Source organism: Rhodococcus sp. YL-1 (assembly GCF_001942025.1).
Lineage (GTDB): Bacteria > Actinomycetota > Actinomycetes > Mycobacteriales > Mycobacteriaceae > Rhodococcus_F > Rhodococcus_F qingshengii.
This window is the reverse complement of sequence record NZ_CP017299.1, coordinates 3,315,403-3,332,500: the sequence shown is the minus strand read 5'-3', so window position 1 is coordinate 3,332,500 and position 17,098 is coordinate 3,315,403. Positions and strand designations below refer to the sequence as shown.

The 17,098-nt window shown below is 63.1% G+C and carries 15 protein-coding genes and 2 rRNA genes (1 of these 17 cut by a window edge); all 17 read left to right on the top strand.

Annotation, left to right across the window (positions count from 1 at the left end; all coding sequences use genetic code 11):
* Positions 1 to 1,024, top strand: a 23S ribosomal RNA gene (locus tag BH682_RS15490); it begins 2,111 nt to the left of the window's first position.
* Positions 1,025 to 1,177: 153 nt separating this feature from the next.
* Positions 1,178 to 1,294, top strand: a 5S ribosomal RNA gene (rrf, locus tag BH682_RS15485).
* A 61-nt stretch (positions 1,295 to 1,355) separates the two neighbouring features.
* The gene (locus BH682_RS15480; RefSeq protein ID WP_073513327.1) at positions 1,356 to 2,297 is read left to right on the top strand and encodes a hypothetical protein; all 942 of its coding nucleotides are present in this window, start codon (positions 1,356 to 1,358) and stop codon (positions 2,295 to 2,297) included.
* Positions 2,294 to 3,277: an HAD-IIA family hydrolase gene (locus BH682_RS15475; protein ID WP_030537495.1), complete on the top strand. Its 984-nt coding sequence runs from the start codon at positions 2,294 to 2,296 to the stop codon at positions 3,275 to 3,277. The genes BH682_RS15480 and BH682_RS15475 overlap by 4 nt, the downstream gene beginning before the upstream one ends.
* Positions 3,278 to 3,353: 76 nt before the next feature.
* Positions 3,354 to 3,596 (top strand): hypothetical protein, encoded by a 243-nt coding sequence (locus BH682_RS15470; RefSeq protein ID WP_003946140.1) that lies wholly within the window; start codon positions 3,354 to 3,356, stop codon positions 3,594 to 3,596.
* 1 nt (position 3,597) lies between these two features.
* The gene (locus tag BH682_RS15465) at positions 3,598 to 4,437 is read left to right on the top strand and encodes a TlyA family RNA methyltransferase (protein WP_003946142.1); all 840 of its coding nucleotides are present in this window, start codon (positions 3,598 to 3,600) and stop codon (positions 4,435 to 4,437) included.
* Complete coding sequence (locus tag BH682_RS15460) at positions 4,434 to 5,381, top strand: NAD kinase (RefSeq protein ID WP_003946132.1); 948 nt, start codon at positions 4,434 to 4,436, stop codon at positions 5,379 to 5,381. The genes BH682_RS15465 and BH682_RS15460 overlap by 4 nt, the downstream gene beginning before the upstream one ends.
* A 2-nt stretch (positions 5,382 to 5,383) precedes the next feature.
* Complete coding sequence (gene recN / locus BH682_RS15455) at positions 5,384 to 7,162, top strand: DNA repair protein RecN (RefSeq protein WP_003946143.1); 1,779 nt, start codon at positions 5,384 to 5,386, stop codon at positions 7,160 to 7,162.
* Positions 7,163 to 7,248: 86 nt separating this feature from the next.
* Positions 7,249 to 8,433, top strand: coding sequence for a putative cytokinetic ring protein SteA (gene steA, locus BH682_RS15450; protein WP_007731902.1), 1,185 nt, complete (start codon positions 7,249 to 7,251; stop codon positions 8,431 to 8,433).
* Positions 8,430 to 9,383 (top strand): copper transporter, encoded by a 954-nt coding sequence (locus BH682_RS15445; RefSeq protein ID WP_019748590.1) that lies wholly within the window; start codon positions 8,430 to 8,432, stop codon positions 9,381 to 9,383. The genes steA and BH682_RS15445 overlap by 4 nt, the downstream gene beginning before the upstream one ends.
* A 156-nt stretch (positions 9,384 to 9,539) precedes the next feature.
* A complete protein-coding gene (locus BH682_RS15440; protein ID WP_003946139.1) occupies positions 9,540 to 11,300 on the top strand; it encodes a CTP synthase in 1,761 nt (586 codons plus the stop codon).
* A gap of 6 nt (positions 11,301 to 11,306) precedes the next feature.
* Positions 11,307 to 11,939 carry an NUDIX domain-containing protein gene (locus BH682_RS15435; protein WP_047270484.1) on the top strand — a complete coding sequence of 211 codons (633 nt, stop codon included), beginning with the start codon at positions 11,307 to 11,309 and terminating at the stop codon, positions 11,937 to 11,939.
* A 1-nt stretch (position 11,940) separates the two neighbouring features.
* Positions 11,941 to 12,864 (top strand): site-specific tyrosine recombinase XerD, encoded by a 924-nt coding sequence (gene xerD / locus BH682_RS15430; RefSeq protein ID WP_050656157.1) that lies wholly within the window; start codon positions 11,941 to 11,943, stop codon positions 12,862 to 12,864.
* 143 nt (positions 12,865 to 13,007) lie between these two features.
* Positions 13,008 to 14,021, top strand: a complete 1,014-nt coding sequence (locus BH682_RS15425; protein WP_020969711.1) for a ParA family protein — start codon at positions 13,008 to 13,010, stop codon at positions 14,019 to 14,021.
* 50 nt (positions 14,022 to 14,071) lie between these two features.
* Positions 14,072 to 14,893 (top strand): segregation and condensation protein A, encoded by an 822-nt coding sequence (locus BH682_RS15420; protein WP_046379919.1) that lies wholly within the window; start codon positions 14,072 to 14,074, stop codon positions 14,891 to 14,893.
* Positions 14,894 to 14,934: 41 nt separating this feature from the next.
* Positions 14,935 to 15,618: an SMC-Scp complex subunit ScpB gene (gene scpB / locus BH682_RS15415; protein ID WP_037127047.1), complete on the top strand. Its 684-nt coding sequence runs from the start codon at positions 14,935 to 14,937 to the stop codon at positions 15,616 to 15,618.
* Between the two features lie 77 nt (positions 15,619 to 15,695).
* Complete coding sequence (locus BH682_RS15410; protein WP_075833298.1) at positions 15,696 to 17,093, top strand: pseudouridine synthase; 1,398 nt, start codon at positions 15,696 to 15,698, stop codon at positions 17,091 to 17,093.
* Positions 17,094 to 17,098 lie beyond the last annotated feature (5 nt).

Below are 17,098 nucleotides of genomic sequence, written 5' to 3'. Positions count from 1 at the left end.
AAGCTGAGAATTTAAGCCCCAGTAAACGGCGGTGGTAACTATAACCATCCTAAGGTAGCGAAATTCCTTGTCGGGTAAGTTCCGACCTGCACGAATGGCGTAACGACTTCTCAGCTGTCTCAACCGTAGACTCGGCGAAATTGCATTACGAGTAAAGATGCTCGTTACGCGCGGCAGGACGAAAAGACCCCGGGACCTTCACTACAGCTTGGTATTGGTGTTCGGTTCGGTTTGTGTAGGATAGGTGGGAGACTGTGAAACGGTGACGCCAGTTATCGTGGAGTCGTTGTTGAAATACCACTCTGATCGAATTGGACCTCTAACCTCGGACCATGATCTGGTTCAGGGACAGTGCCTGGTGGGTAGTTTAACTGGGGCGGTTGCCTCCCAAAATGTAACGGAGGCGCCCAAAGGTTCCCTCAGCCTGGTTGGCAATCAGGTGTCGAGTGCAAGTGCACAAGGGAGCTTGACTGTGAGACTGACAGGTCGAGCAGGGACGAAAGTCGGGACTAGTGATCCGGCACCGGCAAGTGGAAGCGGTGTCGCTCAACGGATAAAAGGTACCCCGGGGATAACAGGCTGATCTTCCCCAAGAGTCCATATCGACGGGATGGTTTGGCACCTCGATGTCGGCTCGTCGCATCCTGGGGCTGGAGTAGGTCCCAAGGGTTGGGCTGTTCGCCCATTAAAGCGGCACGCGAGCTGGGTTTAGAACGTCGTGAGACAGTTCGGTCTCTATCCGCCGCGCGCGTTAGAAACTTGAGGAAGGCTGTCCCTAGTACGAGAGGACCGGGACGGACGAACCTCTGGTGTGCCAGTTGTTCCGCCAGGAGCACCGCTGGTTAGCTACGTTCGGAAGGGATAACCGCTGAAAGCATCTAAGCGGGAAGCCTGTTCCAAGATGAGGTTTCTCACCCCCTCGAGGGGGTAAGGCCCCCGGCAGACCACCGGGTTGATAGGCCAGAACTGGAAGTGCAGTAATGCATGCAGGTGACTGGTACTAATAGGCCGAGGACTTACCACAAAGAAGCTACGCGTCCACTGTGCGGTATCTGAAACAACACACAGATACTGATGAGAAACCCTGTTTTCTCCATCCCCCAACACCAGAAACTGGTGTTGACGGGTGGTGAAACCAGGTGATCAGAAGAAGGTTACTGTGACAGTTTCATAGAGTTACGGCGGTCATAGCGAAGGGGAAACGCCCGGTCCCATTCCGAACCCGGAAGCTAAGCCCTTCAGCGCCGATGGTACTGCACTCGACAGGGTGTGGGAGAGTAGGACACCGCCGAACACCCGTTAACCGAAAGGGGACCCAACATATTGGGTCCCCTTTCGTGCGTTGTATGAGAGGAATGACTGTGTCGGAGAATGGCGACGAGCGTCGGTCCTTCCGTGGGGGAGGAGCGCCTCGATCAGGTGGCCCCCGTCGTGACAACGACGGGCGTGGATCACGCGGCGCTGCAGGCGGAGACCGCCGCGGTGGTGCCGGAGACAACAACCGTGGCGGTGCTGGAAACAGTAACCGCGGCGGCGGATTCAACGGCGGACAGCGTCGCGGCGGCGAGGGTGGGTTCACCCCTCGTGGACGCGATGGCGACCGCAACCGTCAGCAAGCACGACCTGACGAACCGGATTTGCCCGACAACGTAGAGCCCACGGAGTTGGACCCGGCCGTTCGTCGGGATCTGCTCAGCCTCGACAAGGACAACGCCAACACAGTTGCGCGTCACCTCGTCATGGCGGGCAAGCTCGTCGACGAAGATCCGGAACTCGCACTGCTCCACGCTCGCGCTGCCCGTCAGCGCGCCGGCCGAATTGCGGTCGTTCGTGAAGCTGCCGGAATCACCGCGTACCACGCCGGTGAATGGGCTGAAGCTCTCTCCGAGCTTCGTGCTGCCCGTCGAATGGCTGGCGGACCGGGTCTGATCGCTGTCATGGCCGACTGCGAACGCGGTTTGGGTCGACCCGAACGCGCGATCGAGCTCGGCCGTAGCGACGAGGCTGCCCTGCTTTCGGGCGACGAGGCGTCTGAGTTGAGGATCGTCGTCGCGGGCGCCCGCATGGATCTCGGTCAGTTCGATCAGGCAGTTGTCACACTGCAGACCAAGGATCTGGACGCAGCGCGTACCGGTGAAGCTGCGGCTCGGCTGTTCTACGCCTACGCCGATGCCCTCGTTGCAGCTGGTCGTGTCGAAGACGGACTGAAGTGGTTCCTCAACGCTGCAGCTGCTGACCTCGAGGGTGACACGGATGCTGAAGAACGGGTGGCCGAGTTGACCGGAGAAGATCAGTGACCGTGCTTCGTACTCAGTACGACGTACTTTTGCTCGATCTCGATGGCACTCTGTACGCCGGAGCTCATGCGATTCCCGGCACCCAGGCCGCTCTCGGTCAGGGCACGCAGGCTTTGTACTACGTGACCAACAATGCGAGTCGCTCGCCTTCGGCAGTGTCGGCGCATCTGACCGAACTCGGTTTCGATTCCGAAGACGATCGTGTCGTCACCAGTTCTCAGACGGCAGTGCGTCTGCTGTCGGAGCGTCTCGAACCCGGTGCCGCTGTGCTCGTCGTCGGTACCGACGCATTGGCCGACGAGGTGACGCGCGTCGGGTTGCTTCCGGTGCGCGAATTCGCGGATTCTCCGGTTGCTGTCGTTCAAGGACATTCGACGGAGACCAACTGGTCGATCCTTGCCGAGGCGTGCTTGGCGATCCGGGCCGGTGCGCTGTGGGTAGCGGCAAACCTGGACACAACGCTGCCGTCGGAGCGGGGTTTGGTGCTGGGCAACGGCTCGATGGTGGCAGCTCTACGCGCTGCGACCAAGCAGGAACCGTTGGTGGCAGGTAAGCCTGCTGCACCGCTGATGGAGGACGCGCTCGCTCGCAGTGGGTGCTCGCGTCCACTGGTGGTCGGTGATCGTTTGGACACCGATATCGAAGGCGCACACGCTGTTTCGATCGACTCGTTGTTGGTTCTCACCGGTGTGAGCACGCCGGGTGACGTACTGCGGGCTCCGGTTGAGCAGCGCCCCACCTACATTGCAGCAACTCTGGATTCGCTCAATCAGCCGGCCGTCGAATCGCTGGTCGGTGCGGACTCCAAGTGGTCTGTCTCCGTGAACGGGTCGGCGCTGGTTGTCGACGGCCCGGTTGTCGGGGACGAGATGTCGCTTCTACGCGCGGTTGCGCCTGTCGCATGGGCTAATCCGTCGTTCCGGACCCTGGAAGCGTCGGATGCCGGCGTGGCGGATCTGTTTGCATCCTGGCTCGTCTGATCTCTCGCAAATGTGTTCGACTCGCGGGGGTGCGGGTGTATGCGTAACCGAGAGTCATGCACTAACGTTGTGCCCGATGAGCACGCCGACACCGCACCCCGGAAACACGAGTAACGGATCTCCGTTGCCCGGGCCACGCCCTTCCGTCGATCCGGAACGCATACGTTCTGACGTCGACGGTTTGCTGGCGCGCCTGGGCGGCATCGAACAGGATCCGAACGATCAGCACGGAGCAGGTGTGATTCCGCAGAAGGCACATATTTTGGAACAGGCACACGAGGTGCTCGTCCAGGCACTCGCCTCTGTGGACAGGGCTTGACGTGGCACGTAGAGCACGGGTGGACGCCGAACTTGTCCGTCGCGGACTCGCACGGTCACGAGATCATGCGCAAGAACTGATTTCCGCCGGGCGAGTTCTCATCTCGGGAGCCGTTGCGACCAAGCCTGCGACGGCGATCGAAGCCGGAACGCCACTTCGGGTCGTCGAGGTGGAGCAGGAAGTTTCGTGGGCGTCGCGAGGTGCTCACAAACTGATTGGCGCACTCGACGCCTTCGGTGCCGAAGGATTGACGGTCGAAGGTCGCCGTTGCCTCGACGCCGGCGCATCCACCGGTGGGTTCACCGATGTTCTGCTGACGCGTGGTGCGAAGGAAGTTGTCGCAGTCGACGTCGGCTACGGACAACTGGTGTGGCGCCTGCAGTCCGATGACCGGGTGCACGTCATCGACCGAACCAATGTTCGTGCAATTGATGCGGAGACCATCGGCGGAACTGTCGATCTCGTTGTCGCGGACTTGTCGTTCATTTCTCTCAAACTTGTACTCGGGGCGTTTGTCGCCTGTACTGCTGACGGCGCGGACCTGGTTCCGATGGTCAAGCCTCAGTTCGAGGTGGGCAAGGACCGCGTCGGTGCCGGTGGCGTCGTACGAGATCCGGAATTGCGAATCTCGGCTGTGCTCGACGTGTCGGAGGCTGCTGCAAAGGTAGGTCTGCGGACGTTAGGTGTCGTGGCCAGCCCATTGCCCGGTCCGTCGGGAAATGTCGAGTATTTCCTGTGGCTTCGAAAGACAGGTTCGCCCGGTGATCACGAGCCGGACACCGAGGGAATTCCTTCGGTGGAGGACATGATTCGCAAGGCTGTAGAGGAAGGGCCCCAGTGAACGCGGTCACGAACGGCGAGTCGCGCGAGATCCTTCTTGTCGCACACCCTGGTCGACGTGACATCACGGAAACCGCCAAGCGAGTCGGGAAGATTTTCGAACGGGCGGGAATCGGGCTGCGAGTCCTCGTCGACGAAGCAGACAGCTCGCGCATCGAAGCAATGACGGAACCCGCGGGCTTCTCTGCGCCGGGTCTCGACGTCACGGTTGTTCATCCCGGCCCTGATGCTGCCGTCGGATGCGAGTTAGTTCTGGTTCTCGGTGGTGACGGCACATTTCTGCGCGCCGCCGAACTCGCTCAAGAAGCGTCCATTCCGGTACTGGGCATCAACCTCGGACGGATCGGATTTCTGGCAGAGACCGAGGCGGAGCATCTCGACGAGGCTCTCGCACAGGTAGTTCGCAAGGAATATCGCGTCGAGTCCCGTATGACACTCGACGTCGTGATTCGGGTGGACGACGAGATCATCGACCGCGGGTGGGCGCTCAACGAGGCCAGTATCGAGAATCGCTCGCGTCTGGGAGTTCTCGAAGTTGTCCTCGAAGTCGACGGCCGACCGGTGTCTGCCTTCGGTTGCGATGGTGTTCTCGTGTCCACTCCCACCGGCTCGACCGCTTATGCATTTTCCGCAGGCGGCCCCGTCGTGTGGCCCGAACTCGAAGCATTGCTCGTCGTACCCAGCAACGCGCATGCGCTGTTCGCGCGGCCGTTGGTCACCAGCCCGAATTCGATCATCGCGGTGGAGACCGTCGCCGGTAGCCACGACGGCCTGGTCTTCTGCGACGGTCGTCGTACGTTGGAACTGCCTGCCGGCGCTCGCGTCGAGATCGTTCGCGGCGCCACTCCCGTCAAGTGGGTCCGGTTGGACTCTGCGCCCTTCGCTGATCGGATGGTTCGCAAGTTCGAGCTTCCGGTTACCGGATGGCGAGGAAGGAAGCCTTAATCGTGCTCGCAGAGATCCGTATCGACAGTCTTGGTGTGATCTCCGAGGCCAGCGCCCAGTTCCACGAGGGCCTGACCGTCCTGACCGGTGAAACCGGCGCAGGTAAAACGATGGTCGTCACCAGCTTGCACCTCCTCAGCGGAGCGCGAGCCGATGCCGGGCGGGTGCGGTTGGGCGCGTCGCGAGCCGTCGTCGAAGGACGATTCATCGCCGACGACGTCTCACCGGCCACCGAGCGTGAGATCGTCCGAATCCTGGAATCGTCCGGCGCCGAGCGCGACGAGGACGGGACCATCATCGCCGTCCGGACAGTCGGCAGCGACGGCCGCTCACGGGCTCATCTCGGCGGACGAAGCGTGCCGGCGGGAGTTCTCTCCGAATTCACGGACCCACTTCTGACTGTCCACGGGCAGAACGATCAGCTGCGATTGCTTCGTCCCGACCAGCAACGCAATGCGCTGGACCGCTTCGGGGACAAGGCAATCGGAACGCTGCTGACGAGGTACCGCAAACACCGTCGTGAATGGCTCGATGCTCGTTCGGAGTTGATCGAACGCACGTCGAAGGCTCGTGAACTGGCGCAAGAAGCAGATCAGTTGACCTTCGCGCTCAACGAAATCGACGGCGTGGCACCCGAGCCAGGCGAGGACACGGCGATAGTTGCCGAAGTTCGACGACTCAGTGAACTCGATTCGCTCCGCTCGGCTGCGGAAGAGGCGCACGCTGCGCTCGCCGGTAGTGACGACATGGCAAGCGGCGACGTCGGGGTCATGCCGGCGCTAGACCTGATGTCCGAAGCGCGGGCGCGTATCGAGTCGGTCACCGACGCAGATCTGGACGGCCTCGGTTCCCGGTTGGCCGACGCTATTGCCGTCGTCACCGATGTTGCCGGTGACCTGAACACCTATCTGTCCGGGCTGCCCGCAGACCCGGGTGCGCTGGACTCTTTGCTGTCGCGGCAATCGGAACTGAAGACTCTGACTCGCAAGTACGCCGCCGATGTCGACGGGGTTCTCGAATGGGCAGATACCGCTCGCGCTCGTCTGTCCAAACTCGACGTGTCCTCGGATGCGTTGTCGCTGTTGGCCAAGCAGGTCGAGGAGACGGCTGGCCTCACCGCGGAAGCCGCCACAAAGCTGAGCGCCGCGCGAGTCAAGGCAGCGGCAAAGCTCGCCAAAGCCGTCAGCGCGGAACTCGCCGGTCTGGCGATGGGACGTGCGGGTCTCGAGGTGACTGTGCGTTCGCAGCCTGCCGGCCCGCAGGACTCGGCGCCGCTCAGCGTCGGGGGAGTAGACCTTCATGCCGGGTCTGCCGGCGTCGACGAGGTGGAATTTCGTCTGTCCGCGCACAGCGGGGCACCGTCACTTCCGATCAGCAAGAGCGCTTCCGGTGGCGAGCTGTCACGCGTCATGCTGGCGCTCGAGGTTGTTCTCGCTGGTAGCGACACCGGTGCGACGATGGTTTTCGACGAAGTGGACGCGGGGGTCGGTGGTCGCGCTGCTGTCGAGATCGGCCGCCGATTGGCGAAACTTGCTCGTACGCATCAGGTTATCGTCGTCACCCACCTTCCGCAGGTTGCTGCGTTTGCCGACACCCACCTCGTGGTGGACAAGGTCGACGACAAAGGCGGAGTGGTGAGCAGTGGCGTGCGGACCTTGTCGGATTCGGATCGGGTGGTCGAATTGGCCCGTATGTTGGCAGGGCTGGACGACACCGAGACCGGTCGTGCGCACGCCGAAGAACTGCTCGAGATCGCGAATGCGGCCCGCGTCACAGATTGAAGGTTCTGTGGTGTTGGTGTGACTGATGTGGTAGTTGTCGGCGCGCCTCCACCGGTCAACGCGGTTTCAGGTTCATCATCGAAGCCATGAAGATGCCCGGATTGCTCTCACGTAACACCGAATCCTTGCCTGGGATCAGTGGCATCGCCAGGGCCGATCGGAACACGGCGAAGCTTCTACGCCGCGTCGGTCCTGGAGACATCGTGATCCTCGACGAAGTCGACATCGATCGCCGGACCGCCGATGCTCTGGTGAAAGCCGGAGTCATGGCCGTGGTCAACGCGTCGCCGTCGATTTCGGGGCGGTACCCCAACCTCGGACCGGAAGTGATCGTCGCCAACGACATCGTTCTGATCGATGCCGTAGACGGTGACGTCTTCAAGAACGTCAAGGACGGCAGCAAGATCCGCCTGCACGAGGGCGAGATCTTCAACGGCGAGAAGAGCCTCGTCAAGGGCGAAGAGCAGACCGAGGCCGAGATCTCCGATCGGATGATCGAGGCCAAGACCGGCCTGGTCGATCACCTGGAAGCGTTCTCGGGTAACACCATCGAGTTCATCCGCACCGAAAGTCCTTTGCTGATCGACGGAATCGGTGTTCCGGACATCGACATCGACTTGAAGGATCGCCACGTCGTGGTCGTCTCCGACGGACCCGAACACGAGGCCGATCTGAAGAACCTCAAGCCCTTCATCAAGGAGTATTCGCCGATCCTGATCGGTGTCGGCGCAGGTGCGGACGTGTTGAGCAAGGCCGGATACCGCCCCGATCTGATCGTGGGCGACCCGGAAGAGATCACCAGTTCCACCCTCAAGTCCGGCGCGGAAGTTGTTCTGCCCGCAGACCAGGACGGTCATGCGGCGGGGCTTTCCCGAATCCAGGATCTCGGCATCGGGGCGATGACGTTCCCGGCGACCTGCTCACCGACCGACCTTGCGTTGCTGCTCGCCGATCACCACGGCGCTTCACTGATCGTGACGGTCGGCAACGTGGTGTCCTTGGACGAGTTCTTCGACCGTGGGCGTCGTGAAAGCAATCCGTCGGCGTTCATGACACGGCTCAAGGTTGGGCCGAAACTGGTCGACGCCAAGGCTGTGGCAACGCTGTATCGAAGTCGAGTGTCCGGCGGCGCGATCGCGCTCCTGGTGCTCGCCGCCCTGGTGGCAGTGATCGTCGCCCTGGTCGTGTCCAATGCCGGTAGTGAAGTTCTCGACTGGGCAATCGCAACGTGGAACAGCTTCGCGCTGTGGGTTCAGGGGCTCTTCAAGTGATTTCGATGCGTCAACATGCAATTTCCATAGCGGCAATCTTCCTGGCACTGGCGATCGGCGTGGTGCTCGGTTCCGGAATGCTGTCCAGTGGATTGCTTTCGGGTCTGCGCGACGACAAGGCGGACCTGCAGAACGAGATCGAAGACCTCAATCAACAGTCCAATCAGCTTCAGCAGCAACTCAATTCCGCGGACGGCTTCGATGCCGCTGTCGGCGGTCGCGTCGTGCGTGACAGTCTCGCTGGTCGCACCGTCGTCGTCATCACGGCACCGGACGCGGATCCCAGTGATCTCGACGGTGTCAACCGACTCGTCACTGCCGCCGGCGGTGCCGTGACCGGACGCGTCTCGCTCACCGATTCGTTTGTCGACGCCACCGGTGGTGACCGCTTGCGGACCGTCGTCACCAATGTCATCCCTGCGGGGATCACCCTCAAGACCGGTGCGGTCGATCAGGGCAGTCTCGCGGGTGATCTGCTCGGTTCGGTTCTGCTTCTCAACGGGCAGAACAGCGAGCCGCAGAGCACTCCGGACGAGATGAATCTCGCGCTCGACTCGCTGCGTAGCGCCGGTTTCATCAGCTACGACGACGGAGCGGTCAAGCCGGCTCAACTCGCCGTGGTTCTCACCGGCGACAACAAGAGTGAATCCGACGCAGCCACGGGTAACCGCGGCGCCGTCATCGCCCGGTTCGCCGGTGCTCTCGACGGACGCGGCGCAGGAACGATTCTCGCGGGCCGGCCTGGCTCGGCCGAGGGCAGTGGTCCGGTTGCCGTCGCTCGTGCGGACGCGGCGCTCTCAGCGGGCTTGACGACCATCGACAACATCGATCGGGAGTCGGGCAAGATCACCACGCCGTTGGCGCTGCAGGAACAGTTGAACGGCGGCGCCGGCCGCTACGGCACGGGACCGGGAGCGGCGGCGGTCACCGTCGGCGCACCCACCAACTGAACACCCCGGTATTGATACGCCGGTCACATCGGGGGCGGAAAGTCGGCGCGTTGTAGGCACCGACCCCCGATAGGTGTTACCGTGAAATCCCGTGGGTCGGCAGGCCCCAGCATGCTTCATCAGACCAAGCCCTGCACAGTCGTCACGGGAGCCCCTTTGCCACAGTCACGCACTAACACGCGTACCGCCACCAAGCACATCTTCGTCAGCGGAGGTGTAGCTTCCTCGCTCGGCAAAGGTTTGACCGCCTCGAGCCTGGGACAGTTGTTGACCGCGCGGGGAATGCGCGTGACCATGCAGAAGCTCGATCCCTATCTCAATGTGGATCCGGGCACCATGAACCCCTTCCAGCACGGCGAGGTCTTCGTTACCGAAGACGGTGCCGAGACCGACCTCGACGTCGGACACTACGAGCGGTTCCTCGACCGTGACCTCTCCGGCCAGGCGAACGTCACCACCGGCCAGGTTTACTCGACGGTCATCGCCAAGGAACGCCGCGGCGAGTACCTCGGCGACACCGTTCAGGTCATCCCGCACATCACCGACGAGATCAAGCGTCGCATCCTCGAGATGAGCGGCCCCGATCTGCAGGGACACCGCCCGGACGTCGTGATCACCGAAATCGGTGGCACCGTCGGCGACATCGAATCGCAGCCCTTCCTCGAAGCCGCTCGCCAGGTCCGCCACGACGTCGGCCGCGACAACGTCTTCTTCCTGCACGTCTCCCTCGTGCCGTACCTCGGCCCCTCCGGAGAACTCAAGACCAAGCCCACGCAGCACTCGGTTGCGTCGTTGCGCAGCATCGGCATTCAGCCCGACGCGCTGATCCTTCGTTGCGATCGTGACGTTCCGCAGGGCCTCAAGAACAAGATCGCCCTGATGTGCGACGTGGACGTCGACGCCTGCATCTCGACGCCCGACGCTCCCTCGATCTACGACATCCCGAAGGTTCTGCACCGTGAGGGCCTCGACGCTTACGTCGTTCGCCAGCTCGGACTCCCGTTCCGCGACGTCGACTGGACCGTGTGGGGCAACCTCCTCGATCGTGTTCACCAGCCGCGTGAGACGGTGCGCGTCGCATTGGTCGGCAAGTACGTCGACCTGCCCGACGCATACCTCTCCGTCACCGAGGCACTGCGCGCCGGTGGATTCGCGAACCGGTCCAAGGTCGAGATCTCCTGGGTCCCGTCGGACGCCTGTGAGACCGAAGCCGGAGCGCAGGCTGCTCTCGGTGACGTCGACGGTGTTCTGATCCCCGGCGGCTTCGGCATCCGCGGCATCGAAGGCAAGCTCGGCGCGATCCGTTTCGCACGTTCGCGCAAGCTGCCGCTGCTGGGTCTGTGCCTGGGTCTGCAGTGCGTCGTCATCGAAGCTGCTCGTAGCGTCGGCCTCGACGATGCCAACTCGGCCGAGTTCGAGCCGGACACCAAGCACCCGGTCATCTCCACGATGGCTGATCAGGAAGACGTCATCGCCGGTGACGCCGACCTCGGTGGCACCATGCGTCTGGGTGCTTACCCGGCCGTGCTGACCAAGGGTTCCGTCGTCGCTCAGGCCTACGGAACCGAGGACGTCTCCGAGCGTCACCGTCACCGCTACGAGGTCAACAACACCTACCGCGATCGGATTGCCAAGTCCGGCTTGCAGTTCAGCGGAACCTCGCCGGACGGCCACCTGGTCGAGTTCGTCGAGTACCCGCGTGAGCAGCATCCGTTCTTCGTTGCCACCCAGGCACACCCGGAGCTCAAGAGCCGTCCGACGCGCCCGCACCCGCTGTTCGCGGCCTTCGTCGAAGCAGCGTTGACGTACAAGCTCGAAGAGCGCCTGCCCGTCGACGTCCACGGTGACGAGAAGATCGACACCGCTGCCACCGAGACAGCGCTCGACGCTGCAGTCGAGAACGTGGAAAAGGTCTAGCCACACATGAGCGATCCCGGTCGGCACGAATTCGACACCCTCGGCTCCAAGACGGTCTACACCGGCGCGATCATCGCGTTGCGCGTCGACACCGTTGCGATGCCTGGTGGTCAGCGTGCCGATCGGGAAGTCGTCGAGCATCACGGCGCCGTTGCCGTCGTGGCACTGGACGAGCACGACAACCTGGTGCTGATTCACCAGTACCGTCACCCGCTCGGGCACCGGTTGTGGGAAATTCCTGCCGGTCTGCTCGACGCTCCGGGGGAGAGCCCGGTCGAGGCTGCAGCGCGCGAGCTGGGCGAAGAAACCGGACTCGGCGCCGATCGATGGTCGGTGCTGGTCGATGTCGCTCTCTCACCCGGGTTCACGGACGAGGCGGTTCGCGTCTTCCTCGCCGAGGGGCTGCACGAGGTGGAGCGCGACGATCCCGAACACGAAGAAGCCGATCTCGAGATTTCGCGGGTTCCGCTCGCCGACGCCGTCGACATGGCGCTACGCGGCGACATCGTCAATGCCACAGCGGTATCGGGCATTCTCGCGATCGCCACCGCACGCGCGACGGGAAAGCCGCTGCGCCCCGCCGACGCACCGTGGCCCGATCGTCCTCGCGCATTCGGAGAACGCAAGTCGCGAGCCTGAAGTGCTTGCCCGACAGGTGGACTCGTATCTCGACCATCTAGCGGTCGAGCGAGGATCTGCGCGCAATACGCTACTTTCCTATCGCCGCGACCTGAATCGGTACGCGGAGTACCTGCACGGACGCGGCATCGACGACGTCGCGGGCGTGACGGAGAACGACGTCACCGAATTCGTGACACATCTGCGCCTGGGTGACAAAGATGCCGGCGTCGTACCATTGGCGGCCAGTTCGGCAGCACGCACCCTGATCGCGGTCCGCGGATTCCACAAGTTCTCCGCCGCCGAGGGCCTGGTCGGTGTCGACGTGGCCCGAACGGTCAAGCCGCCGACGCCTGGACGCAAGCTGCCCAAGGCCCTGCCTCTCGACGACGTGATCGCCCTGCTCGACGCTTCGGGTGGCGGTGCTGCCGGTGACGGGCCCCGCGACCTGCGGGATCGCGCTCTGCTCGAGCTCCTGTACTCGACCGGAGCGCGAATCACCGAGGCGATCGATCTGGACGTCGACGACATCGACACCGAAACCCGTTCCGTGCTGCTCAAGGGCAAGGGCGGCAAGCAGCGGATCGTCCCCGTCGGCAGGCCGGCGATCGCCGCCGTCGACGCGTATCTCGTCCGCGGGCGCCCCAGCCTGGCGACGCGCGGTGTTCCTGCCCTCTTTCTCAACGCGCGCGGTGGACGCCTCTCGCGTCAAAGTGCATGGCAGATACTTCAGGATGCGGCGGCGTCGGCCGGGATCAAGGCGGACGTCTCACCCCACACGCTCAGGCACTCGTTTGCCACACACCTGCTCGACGGCGGCGCGGACGTACGCGTCGTGCAGGAACTTCTCGGTCACGCTTCGGTAACCACGACGCAGATCTACACACTGGTCACCGTCACAGCGCTGCGCGAAGTGTGGGCTCAGGCACACCCACGCGCCCGTTAGGGGTTGGTTGGCTCATGCGTGTCTGCGAGACCATTCGGTGATGTAAGCGGTAGCGTTCAAGGAGCGCGAGCGGCCTCCACCGCAGTTTCGGGGGTTTGCCGGCGCCGAGAGCAACCGCCGAAAGAGTAGGGGAGCATCGGACCGTGTCGACATCGCAGCCACCAGCGGCGGAGTCCGCGCCGCCGCATGTCAATGCCCAACTCTTCGAGCGCGTGAACGAATCAGCACCAGCTGTACCCTCCGAACCAGAGGCGATGTTCGAAATAGATACGACGCCAGTAGCCTCTCCACCTGCGGAAACCCCTGCTGTTTCCACGGAAGAACTCGGTCCGACGGGCCGGCCGGTCCGCGAGGTACCCCAACCGACACCGTTGGCGCACCACGGACCCGCGATGATCATCGCGATGTGCAACCAGAAGGGCGGCGTCGGCAAGACGACGTCGACCATCAACCTGGGTGCGTCGTTGGCCGAATACGGTCGCCGAGTGCTCCTAGTGGATCTCGATCCCCAAGGCGCGTTGTCTGCTGGACTGGGCGTCCAGCATCACGACCTGGAACTGACCGTCCATAACCTTCTGGTCGAACCGCGTGTGTCCATCGACGATGTGTTGATGCGAACTCGGGTCGACGGCCTCGACCTGCTGCCCAGCAACATCGACCTTTCGGCCGCCGAGATCCAATTGGTCACCGAGGTCGGACGTGAGCAGACCTTGGGACGCGTGTTGCACCCTGTTCTCGATCGGTACGACTACGTGCTCATCGACTGCCAGCCGTCGCTTGGCCTGCTCACGGTGAATGCACTGGCCTGCGCCGATTCGGTCATCATTCCGATGGAATGCGAGTACTTCAGCCTGCGCGGCCTGGCACTCCTCAACGACACCGTCGAAAAGGTGCACGATCGTCTCAATCCCAAGCTCGAGTTGGCCGGTATCGTCGTCACGATGTTCGACGCCCGGACTCTGCACGCTCGTGAGGTGATGGCGCGAGTCGTCGAGGTGTTCGGCGACGTCGTCTACGACACGGTGATCAACCGCACCGTCCGATTCCCCGAAACCAGCGTCGCCGGTGAGCCGATCACGACGTGGGCGCCGAAATCGGCTGGGGCCGAGGCATATCGAGCATTGGCCCGCGAGGTCATTCACCGGTCTGGTCGTTAGTGGAACTGATTGCATCGCAAGAAGATTCGGTCGAAGTCGAGCCGGATTCGATCGACCCGAACGTGCCGACCGACGCTCAGACCGCAGCCAAGGCTGCCGGTTTCCGAGTCACTCTCCGGAACTTCGAAGGCCCGTTCGATCTGCTGTTGAACCTGATCAATCAACGACAGCTCGATGTCACCGAAGTCGCCCTGCACACCGTCACTGACGATTTCATCGCATACACCAAGGAACTTGGCAGTGCGATGGGCCTCGATCAGACAACAGAGTTTCTGGTCGTCGCAGCTACGCTTCTGGACCTGAAAGCGGCCAGGCTGTTGCCCGCCGGGCAGGTCGAGGACGCGGAGGATCTGGCGCTTCTCGAAGCCCGCGACCTTCTCTTCGCGCGACTGCTGCAGTACCGGGCGTACAAACAAGTTGCGGCGCTGTTCGGTGAGTTGGAGGAAGCAGCGCTGCGGCGCTATCCGCGCTCGGTTGCCGTCGAGGATCAGTTCACCGAACTCCTGCCCGAGGTGTTGTTGGGCGTCGATCCTCAGCGTTTTGCGGAGATCGCGGCGACGGTGTTCACACCGCGTCCGGTGCCGACGGTGGGCCTCGATCACCTCCATGTGTCCAATATCTCGATACCCGAGCAGGCTGAGCGAATTCTCGAGTTGCTGCGCGAGCGAGGCATAGGGGAGTGGACACCCTTCGGGGACCTCGTTGCCGAGTGTGAGATCACCGTCGAGATAGTCGCAAGATTTCTCGCGTTGCTCGAGTTGTATCGCAGGCAGGTCATTGTGTTCGAGCAACCCGAAGCACTCGGACCGCTGATGGTGAGTTGGACCGGAGACGACCCGGCCGCGCCGGTCACAGAGGAGGACTACGGATGAACGCCGAGCCGACGGAATCGGAATCTTCGCAGCTAGACGAGATGATCGAGCCTACCGAACACGCCTCGGAGTCCGAAGATTCCGCCCCCGATTTCGAACTCGACGACGATCAACTCGACGCAGTGCTGGAGTCGCTTCTGCTTGTCGTGGATTCGCCGGCCGAAGTGAACCAACTCGCATCTGTCACCGGAACCGCGCCGGAACGAGTCGAAGAACGCCTGACGTCGATGTCGGCCGCATTGACCGCTCGCGGCAGCGGAATGGACCTTCGCTACGCGGGCGACGGATGGCGTCTGTACACGCGACAAGAGTTTGCCCCGTACGTGGAAAAGCTGCTATTGGACGGCGCACGCACCAAATTGACCAGGGCGGCATTGGAAACTTTGGCCGTAGTCGCATACCGTCAACCGTTGACTCGTGCGCGGATCAGTGCGGTACGAGGCGTCAACGTGGACGGGGTGGTACGCACCCTCCTTGCCCGCGGACTGATCGCGGAAGCCGGGCCTGACCCGGACACCAACGCGACACGGTACTCCACGACCGAACTGTTCCTCGAACGGCTCGGCCTGGCCTCGCTGAGCGAGCTCCCGGAGTTGGCCCCGCTCTTGCCTGATGTCGATCTCATCGACGACATCAGCGAAAGCCTGGAATCCGATCCGCGATTTGCGAGAATGAACAAGGCAGACGTGCCCGCTGACGTAGTGGACACCGAAGTCGACGACTGACCGGAATCCCGGCGCTCGTCAGCACCGAGAAAGACCCGACCACGCTCGGGAAACAGTAGAAAACTGACAGGAAAAAAGTGAACAATCCCGCTCGCCGAGATGGCACACCGGACCGTAACAACTCCCGCGACAACCGCGGCGCACGCAGCGATGCACCCCGTGGTGGTCGCAGCGACGCCCCCCGCGGCGCACGTAGCGAAGCGCCCCGTGGTGGACGCAGCAACACTTCCCGCAGTACCTCGGGATACGACCGCAACGCCGGATCCGACCGTCCCCGCACGGACGACCGTCGCGGTGGATTCAATGATGACCGTCGCCCGCCGCGCAGTGATGACCGTCGCCCTGCACGTACGGACGACCGTCGTGGTGGCTACAACGACGATCGGCGCGGCCCGCGCACGGACGATCGCCGCGGACCCCGCAGCGATGACCGCCGTACCCCCCACGTCGACGCCCGTCGCGCACCGCGTGGCGGCGCTGACCGTCGTAGTGACGATCAGCGCGGCGCACGCCCCGACGCTCCTCGCGGCGGCGCATGGTCGAACGCACCTCGTGGGTCCAAGTTCGACGGACCTCCGCGCAAGCGCCCGGCAGCTCCCACACCGCCGGCGACAAACAAGCGAGGCAAGCCGAAGACCGAGAAGCCGCAGCGCGTCGTCTCTCAGAACCCGTTGGTCTCCAACGCCAAGCCGGCACGTCACCAGCATGCCGAGATCACCAAGCACGACGGCCCGCCGAAGGGCGACGGCGTCCGCTTGCAGAAGGTGCTGGCTCAGGCCGGCGTCGCATCACGCCGTGCAGCTGAAGAACTGATCGACCAGGGGCGCGTCGAGGTCGACGGTCGCATCGTCGTCGAACAGGGTCTGCGTGTCGACCCCGAGAACGCAGTGGTTCGTGTCGACGGCGTCCGCGTCGTCGTGCAGAAGGACCTCGTTTACCTCGCGATGAACAAGCCGCGTGGCTGGCAGTGCACCATGTCCGACGATCTCGGTCGTCCGTGTGTCGGTGACATCGTCTCCGAGCGCGTTCAGTCGGGTCAGCGGCTCTTCCACGTCGGCCGTCTCGACGCCGACACCGAAGGCTTGCTTCTCTTCACCAACGACGGCGATTTGGCTCACCGCCTGATGCACCCGTCGTTCGAGGTTCCGAAGACGTACCTCGCCACGGTTCACGGCGTTGTCGAGCGCAGCACCGGCAAGCAGTTGCGCGACGGTGTCACCCTCGACGACGGTCCGGCGAAGGTGGACGCGTTCACCGTGCTCGAGATCAACGAGGGCAAGACGCTCGTCAAGCTCGTTCTGCACGAGGGCCGTAAGCACATCGTGCGTCGCCTCCTCGATGCCGTCGGTCACCCCGTTGTCCGTCTGGTTCGCACCAACGTCGGAGTTGTCGCTCTCGGCGATCAGCGTCCGGGAACGCAGCGCGTCCTCGGACGTAGCGAGGTCGGTGGACTGTACGAGGCGGTCGGCCTGTGACCGAT